This window comes from Thermoproteota archaeon (assembly GCA_030130125.1).
GTDB lineage: Archaea > Korarchaeota > Korarchaeia > Korarchaeales > Korarchaeaceae > Korarchaeum.
The window spans coordinates 1-6607 of the sequence record JARZZM010000041.1 but is presented as its reverse complement, the minus strand read 5'-3'; the positions used below and the strand labels follow the sequence as shown (position 1 = coordinate 6607).

Below are 6607 nucleotides of genomic sequence, written 5' to 3'. Positions count from 1 at the left end.
GGTCTACTCGTGGTTTGACAGGTGGGGTGGCTGGCTGGTCTTCATAACTAGGCTTATCCCATTTCTTCCCTTAGATGTCACCTCTTACGTGGCCGGAGCTGTCGGGATGAATTTCCTCGTCTTCGTATTGGCGAATGTACTAGCAATCGTCCCAAGAGCTACATTCTTCGGTCTGGTCGGAGCCAAGCTGGCAGAGGGTGATTGGACCTTGCTCGTATTATCGGTGGTGATGCTGCTAGTAGGGGCCTACTTCTTCAGCAGACAGGTGATTAAGGGTGGGAAGGGAGAGTGACTAGAGGGCATACACTATTAAGCCCGAAGGATCCCATCTTCTGGGGGCCCGTAGCTCAGCAAGGATAGAGCGGCGGCCTTCGGAGCCGCAGGTCGGGGGTTCAAGTCCCCCCGGGCCCGTTTCACAGTCAAACGAGTTAGACCATTGTGAGGAGAGTAGCTTCCAGCCCGGTGAGGCCGTATAATCGAGTCAAAAGAAAAGAGGGTTAGGGAGGCCGGCTTACTTCTTCCAGATGGCCTCTACAGCCAGCTCGATGTCTCTGTCGGTGACGGTCTTCCTCTTGGCGTGTCTGGCCAAGTCAACAGCGTACTTGCCTACCTCGTAAGCGAACTTCTCAAGATAGTAGGCTAGCCTGGCCTTAGCGTCATCGCTGACCCTCTCAGCGCCGGCCTCCTTTATGATCCGGTATACGGGAGCAAGGGGTAGATGCTTGGCAGGCTTCTGGGGCATATAGTCTCACCTCTTGATAAACCCTTATAGGGCCGTATTCAAGTAACGGAAGATTAAATATAAGCTTTTCTATTTTCTCGGCGAAGAATCGATCGATCGAAGTGATTGCCTATATCTCGATAGCCTTATTAGTGGTATAGTATCCCTCAACAATCCAGAAAATGATAGGGGACTTTCTAACGCTCCAAAAAAATATAAATTTAATGGCATGTATTTATCCATAATATATTAAATAATTTGTTTTTTGTAAAAATTTACTAGCCTTTTTTAAATTTAATGTACACATTACTGATGATAGCATTACTGGATTCAGTCCATGTGAGGAGATAGAATACCTTAGGTATCCCAGAACAGATCTGTGCTGTAACCTTTCATCTTCTATAGCTGTATAATAACCTTTCCCTCCCGAAAAAAGCCCCTATATCATGACAGATTGGTTGTAAGATCTATGAATATCTGTCTCAGAATAATTTTCAGTAAATCATCGTTTTGAAAAAGATATCTCGAACCATTGGGGCCAGAGATGGGTAAATCTTGCATATTTGAGATCAAAATTATATACCTACAAGGATCGAAATTCTACCCAGAGGCAAGGGGGTAATCTTGACTAAGGGTTTGAGGCTTCTGTGTTCGACTGACTTCATGTGGGGGGCTGAGCTCCCTGAGGTGGTCAAGCTACTGGTCAAGTCTGGATGCGAGGGTATCGTGGTCTCCACGGAGCCCCCGCGCTACCTGCCATCCCTGCTACACAGGTCAGTCATATCCCACCTGAGAACGGTTTTGAGAGAACTGGACACGATAGTGGCAGTGAGATCTCCTGTGAGCGATGTGAACGTGTTCAGCACCAACCCCCACATAGCGGAGGCCTCCATCAAGAGTATTGAGGAGGCTATGAGGCTCGCTTACTCCATAAATGCTGATTTCCTAGTCATCAGACCATCCCAGAGACCTTACGAGGGCAATCCGTTAGTCGCCGCAAGGAAGCTCCAAGCCCTAGTGACTAGGTTGGACAGGGATCACTATGCAGCGTTCGAGCTGATTGGTAGTAATTCCAAGGAAATAGCGGATAGATTAGCGGATCCAAGGTTGGGCGTCGTGTACATTCACGAGCATACTCCGGCCAGCATGTTAGCCCATAGGAAACTCGTTGGCGTGGCTGTACACACTTCTGACACCAGGCCCCTCCATAGAGTGATCCCTGGGCTGAGGGAAGATACACCCTACCTGCTGCTGTACCCCGATGAGAGGAGAATGTTCGAAACTGCTATGATCAAGAGGATAGTTCTCAGGGCCAAAAATTGGAGGAATAGTTTGATCTAGAGCTGCGTTCATATCAGAATGTCCTGTCTGTCCCATCCATTCAAGATCTTCTCTATTTCCTCCTTTATTCTCCCAAGTAGCTTCTTAGCGAACTCTTCCGCTTTGTCGAGGGGCGGGATGGCATTGGCGAACCCGTCGTCATATGAGAGTATGGATCCTGGCATCGGCGTGGGGGATATGCCCTTCCTCAACCTGTATATCTCCTCCTTCTCCATCCCTCCCTTCACTAGGCTAGGATCAGCGGCCATCACCATTGCGGTCTCATCGACGCCCGCGTGTCCGCCACTGCCACCGAGCAGTTCCTCTGTGATGTCTGAGGAGAGCTCCCACCACATCACCATCAGACTCTTGAGGCCCAATTCCCTCCAAGCTCTCTTCATGGCATTGGTGATAGCCCTAACTTGACCAGAACCGCCGTGACCGTTGAGAATTATCACCCGCTCGAATCCGTTGTTGGAGAGTTCGGTCAGTACATCGTAAGTGAGCGCCTCCAAAGTGCTCTCCCTCACGCTCATAGATCCCCAATACCCAGAGAGACCAGTAACGACCCCGTATCTTATGGGAGGTGCGATCAGTGCATTCAGCTCCTCGGCCAGCCACTCCGCTATCCACTCAGGTATGATGAAGTCAGTGCCCAGAGGCAGGTGGTTTCCATGGGCCTCGCTGACACCCATGGGTAGTATAACTAGATCCGTATCCTCCAAAGCCTCCTTGAACTCCTTCCAAGTGAGGAGCCATATCCTTCTCTCCCTTCCGTTCAAAGTCCCACCCTCTCTAGGAAGTCGTCGATTACCTTGTCCAAGGTGAGCGGCCCTATCTCCTGTAGTTCGTACTTCACGTGAGCCGTTGGCTTGTCTATCTTCAGATACCTGCCCAAGTCAGTTGGTGTTCCTAGGACGACCGCTTCCGCAGGTATCGCGTTAATCGTCTCCTCCAGCTCACGCATCTGCCTATCGCTGTAGCCCATCGCCGGTAGCACGGGCCCCAGATGCGGGTACTTATCGTATACCTCCTTTATGGAACCGACCGCGTAGGGTCTAGGATCGATTGTTTCAGCATGAAGCCTCTTCGCCATTAAATATCCAGCACCGTAGCCCATCTCGCCGTGGGTGACCGTAGGGCCGTCCTCCACCACTACTACTCTCCGGCCCTCCACCAGCCCGGGCTCCTCGACCATGTAGGGCATGGCGGCGGTGATCACTCTAGCCTTAGGATTGACCCTCTCTACATTCTCGAGAACCTCGCTCACTTGGGTGTAGCTTGCCGTGTCCACCTTGCTTATTATAATCACATCCGCCATCCTGATGTTCACGCTGCCAGGCCAGTACGTGAGCTCATGCCCTGCCCTGAGGGGATCAGCTACTGTGATCATCAGGTCTGGCTTGAAGAACGGGAAGTCGTTGTTTCCACCGTCCCACAGGATCACGTCTCCCTCCTTCTCCGCCTCCCTCAGCACCTTCTTGTAGTCCACTCCAGCCAGAACCACGTTGCCCAGCTTCAGATGGGGTTCGTAGTCCTCTCTCTCCTCGATAGTGGCGTTATACCTGTCTAGGTCCTCCAAGGAGGTGAACTTCTGGACCACTTGCTTCTTCAGGTCTCCGTAGGGCATGGGGTGCCTGACTACCGCTACCTTGAGCCCTCTCTGTTTCAGGATCTTGGATATCCTCCGGCTGGTTGGGCTCTTCCCAGCCCCCGTCCTGACGGCTGTGACAGCAATGATTGGCTTCTCCGACTCAAGCATGGTGCTCTTAGGACCTAGCAGCATGAAATCGGCGCCGTTAGCCTGAGCTACCGCAGCCCTTTCCATCAGGTACTGGTGAGAGACATCGCTGTAAGAGAAGACGACTAAGTCAACTCCCTGCTCCCTTATCAGCTTGGGGAGATCCTCCTCCGGGACTATGGGTATGCCTTCCGGGTAAAGCCTACCTGCCAGCTCGGGCGGGTATATCCTGCCTGCTATATCGGGTAGCTGGGCCGCCGTGAAGGCGACCACCCGGTAATCCTCATTGTCCCGGAAGAAGACGTTGAAGTTGTGGAAATCGCGGCCTGCGGCCCCCATTATGACGACCTTCTTAACCATGCGACCACCGAGCCTCCTCATTAGGAAAGAGATTTAACATTTAGCCGGGATCCTCGTATCGTGAGACCGGAAAGGGAACTCATCGATCTGATCAGAGAGGTCATCAGCAGGGATCCTGAGGAGCTTCTAGAACCCGGTAGAGATGATGCTTCAGCTAGGAGGCTGGTCGATGGGATCTACGTGTTTAATACCGACATGGTGGCAGAGGCGACCGATCTATTACCTTGGATGAGCCTCAGGCAGTTGGCCAGGAAGTGTGTGGTCTCCAACTTCTCAGATCTGGCTGCTAAGGGAGCTAGACCTCTCTTCTTCATGGCCTCCGTTGGGCTGAGCAGGGATATGGGCGACGAGGAGTTCATCTCCGTGGTGAAGGGGTTGGAGGAGGGATCGAGGGAATTCGGCGCCTACTTCGTCGGTGGGGATCTTGGAGAATCGAGAGAACTCGTGATTGCAGGCTTCGCAGTTGGTAAAATCGAGAGGAACTTGGTGAAGAGATCTGGAGCAAAGCCGGGGGATGTGCTGTTCACCACGGGTTGGTTCGGGCTCACCTGGCTGGCCTTCCAGCACCTCCTCAGGGGCATGGACTTGCCAAGCGATGTGAGGGTTGAAGCCTTAAAGGCGGCTTACGAACCGATAGCTCGAATCCAAGAGGGTATCGCTGCATCAGCTTATGCCTCATCATCGATTGATAGCAGCGACGGGCTCTATTGGTCGCTCGAGGAACTCTCTAGAGCGAGTGGATTTGGATTCTTAGTTGAGAGGATTCCTCTCCACCCAATGGCGGAGCTGCTCGCTTCTAAGGGAAGGATCGACCCGGTGGAGGTAGCTTTTCATGGGGGGGAGGAGTATGAGATTGTGTTCTCCGTTCCTCAAGACAGGGTCGATTCTCTAAAGGAGGAATTCTCCAAGAAGGGCCTCTCCCTAATCAGGATCGGTAGGGTGGTGGAGGATAGGGGGGTCTTCGTGAGACTGGATGGTAAGATAGAGGAAGTTGAGGAGGGGGGATGGGAACACTTCAAATCTCGAGCGTGATCAGCTCGCCGGGCTCGGGCAAGACCACCTTGGTGTTGAGGTTCGCCAGCTTCACCCTATTCTCCACCTCTTGGAGCTCCGAGGAGTCCCCGTGGAAGGGTACTACTACTCTGGGTACTAGGGCCTTGATTATCCTCACCGCCTCCTTTGGATTGGCATTTGGGGAGGGACTCCCCGAGGGTACGAAGGCCAGATCCACAGGGGAGAAGGCTTCGAACATGTGGGAGAATCCCGAGCTATCGCCGTGAAATATTGCTTTACCTCCGATCTCCAGCAGGAACACCACGGGATGAACGCCGGGATGCACGGCCCTGAGCGCGTGAACTCTAATCCCTAGAACCTCGGTACTCTCTCCTTCCTTCAGCTTGATCAGTCGGTCCCGGTCCACCCACCTCCTTATGGTCCTGAAGACCCCCTTATTCACGATCATGTACGGGGAGAATCCCCGTATAAGAGAGCTGAGGAAATCCGGATCGAAGTGCCCGGTGTGCTCGTGGGTATAGAATACGGCATCCACCCGGTCAGTGACGCCGCGTAGCTCATCTATGGTGAAGTGATCGCCCGGATCCATCAGCAGGTTGAGGTCCCGCACCCTGAGCAGGATCGCCGAGCATCCCTTCCAGAGAAAGGAGATCATTCCCTCTCCAACCTCACCATGTGGCCGGTTCTCAGTTTTTCAAGCTCTTCCAGACCCTCAACTACTCTGCCGAGCGAGTTGACGCTTTCATTGAGTCTAACGTCCTCCAATGCTATCATTATCATCTTCTTAGAGGGAGAATAGGCTACGTGTCCTCTCCTCAGTCGGTTCCTCGGTTTCTCCAGCCTCGTATCTATGGGAGCTGAGATGTATATCAGATCGTTGTCCCTTACCACCATGCCCTGCAGTGGGAGGTTTCTGTAGAGCCTCTCTATCGTTATAGGGGAGAGGTGCCTCAGGAATTCTACGGAAACTTCTTTTAATAAACTGCCGGATTTGATGTATATAATATACTTTTCTACCCCTTCTGATCTATTCCTCAAATATAGTTTCACCCCCGAGGAGGGAAAGTTCACAAATAAGGGTTAAGAGCTCACCCCTCCTTCGGGGCCTTAGCCTTGGTTCCCCTATAAATTCTTATCTTCGAATTGCCATCGACATATATTACGAGTCCCTCCTTCTCGAACTCGCGCAGTAGTCTCCTAGCGACACTCACCCGGATATTATACTTCAGGGCGAGGGATTGAGGCGTGACCACCCTAGATCTCTGGACCTCCTTTCTGATCTGCTCTAGGACTGAGGGTTTAACCTCTATTTCCCTGATTATCTTCTCTGCCTTCTCCGCGCTCATAGCAGATACCCCGTGTTAGTCAGATGCCCCATTTTTAACTTATCCCTCTTGGGGCTCGGGTCCGCGCCCGCCCAGTTGGGATATGGATCTCCTCAACCTCTCCTC

9 protein-coding genes and 1 tRNA gene are annotated in these 6607 nt (G+C 52.4%); 4 read left to right on the top strand and 6 right to left on the bottom strand.

What is annotated here, in order from left to right; translation table 11 throughout:
* Both QI197_06655 and QI197_06650 read left to right on the top strand, forming a co-directional pair.
* Positions 1 to 292, top strand: a 292-nt coding sequence (locus tag QI197_06655) for a VTT domain-containing protein (GenBank protein ID MDK2373037.1), incomplete at its 5' end; no start/stop codon positions are given.
* Between the two features lie 44 nt (positions 293 to 336).
* A tRNA-Arg gene (locus tag QI197_06650) sits at positions 337 to 411 on the top strand.
* A 100-nt stretch (positions 412 to 511) separates the two neighbouring features.
* Here QI197_06650 and QI197_06645 read toward each other — a convergent pair.
* Positions 512 to 742 (bottom strand): histone family protein, encoded by a 231-nt coding sequence (locus tag QI197_06645; protein MDK2373036.1) that lies wholly within the window; start codon positions 740 to 742, stop codon positions 512 to 514.
* 603 nt (positions 743 to 1345) lie between these two features.
* On the opposite strand from QI197_06645, the gene QI197_06640 reads away from it, so the two are divergent.
* On the top strand, positions 1346 to 2062 hold the full coding sequence (locus QI197_06640; GenBank protein ID MDK2373035.1) for a TIM barrel protein: 717 nt from the start codon (positions 1346 to 1348) through the stop codon (positions 2060 to 2062).
* An 8-nt stretch (positions 2063 to 2070) separates the two neighbouring features.
* Here the strand turns inward: QI197_06640 and QI197_06635 are convergent, their stop codons facing one another.
* The gene (locus QI197_06635; protein MDK2373034.1) at positions 2071 to 2823 is read right to left on the bottom strand and encodes a creatininase family protein; all 753 of its coding nucleotides are present in this window, start codon (positions 2821 to 2823) and stop codon (positions 2071 to 2073) included.
* The gene (locus tag QI197_06630; protein MDK2373033.1) at positions 2820 to 4142 is read right to left on the bottom strand and encodes a cyclic 2,3-diphosphoglycerate synthase; all 1323 of its coding nucleotides are present in this window, start codon (positions 4140 to 4142) and stop codon (positions 2820 to 2822) included. Before QI197_06630 ends, QI197_06635 begins: the two co-directional genes overlap by 4 nt.
* Before the next feature lie 60 nt (positions 4143 to 4202).
* On the opposite strand from QI197_06630, the gene thiL reads away from it, so the two are divergent.
* Positions 4203 to 5174 carry a thiamine-phosphate kinase gene (gene thiL / locus QI197_06625; protein MDK2373032.1) on the top strand — a complete coding sequence of 324 codons (972 nt, stop codon included), beginning with the start codon at positions 4203 to 4205 and terminating at the stop codon, positions 5172 to 5174.
* Here the strand turns inward: thiL and QI197_06620 are convergent.
* From QI197_06620 to QI197_06610, 3 genes are read right to left on the bottom strand one after another with little or no spacing between them, the layout of a single operon-like run.
* Positions 5158 to 5811 (bottom strand): MBL fold metallo-hydrolase, encoded by a 654-nt coding sequence (locus QI197_06620; protein ID MDK2373031.1) that lies wholly within the window; start codon positions 5809 to 5811, stop codon positions 5158 to 5160. The two genes, thiL and QI197_06620, sit on opposite strands and share 17 nt — an antisense overlap.
* Positions 5808 to 6194 carry a cyclophilin-like family protein gene (locus QI197_06615; GenBank protein ID MDK2373030.1) on the bottom strand — a complete coding sequence of 129 codons (387 nt, stop codon included), beginning with the start codon at positions 6192 to 6194 and terminating at the stop codon, positions 5808 to 5810. The genes QI197_06620 and QI197_06615 overlap by 4 nt, the downstream gene beginning before the upstream one ends.
* A 50-nt stretch (positions 6195 to 6244) precedes the next feature.
* A complete protein-coding gene (locus tag QI197_06610) occupies positions 6245 to 6502 on the bottom strand; it encodes a hypothetical protein (GenBank protein MDK2373029.1) in 258 nt (85 codons plus the stop codon).
* Positions 6503 to 6607 lie beyond the last annotated feature (105 nt).

Excerpts from the sequence above, each read along its gene's own strand:
- QI197_06645 (MDK2373036.1), bottom strand. The coding sequence starts at position 742 with ATGCCCCAGAAGCCTGCCAAGCATCTACCCCTTGCTCCCGTATACCGG.
- QI197_06610 (MDK2373029.1), bottom strand. The coding sequence starts at position 6,502 with ATGAGCGCGGAGAAGGCAGAGAAGATAATCAGGGAAATAGAGGTTAAA.
- QI197_06630 (MDK2373033.1), bottom strand. The coding sequence starts at position 4,142 with ATGGTTAAGAAGGTCGTCATAATGGGGGCCGCAGGCCGCGATTTCCAC.
- QI197_06620 (MDK2373031.1), bottom strand. The coding sequence starts at position 5,811 with ATGATCTCCTTTCTCTGGAAGGGATGCTCGGCGATCCTGCTCAGGGTG.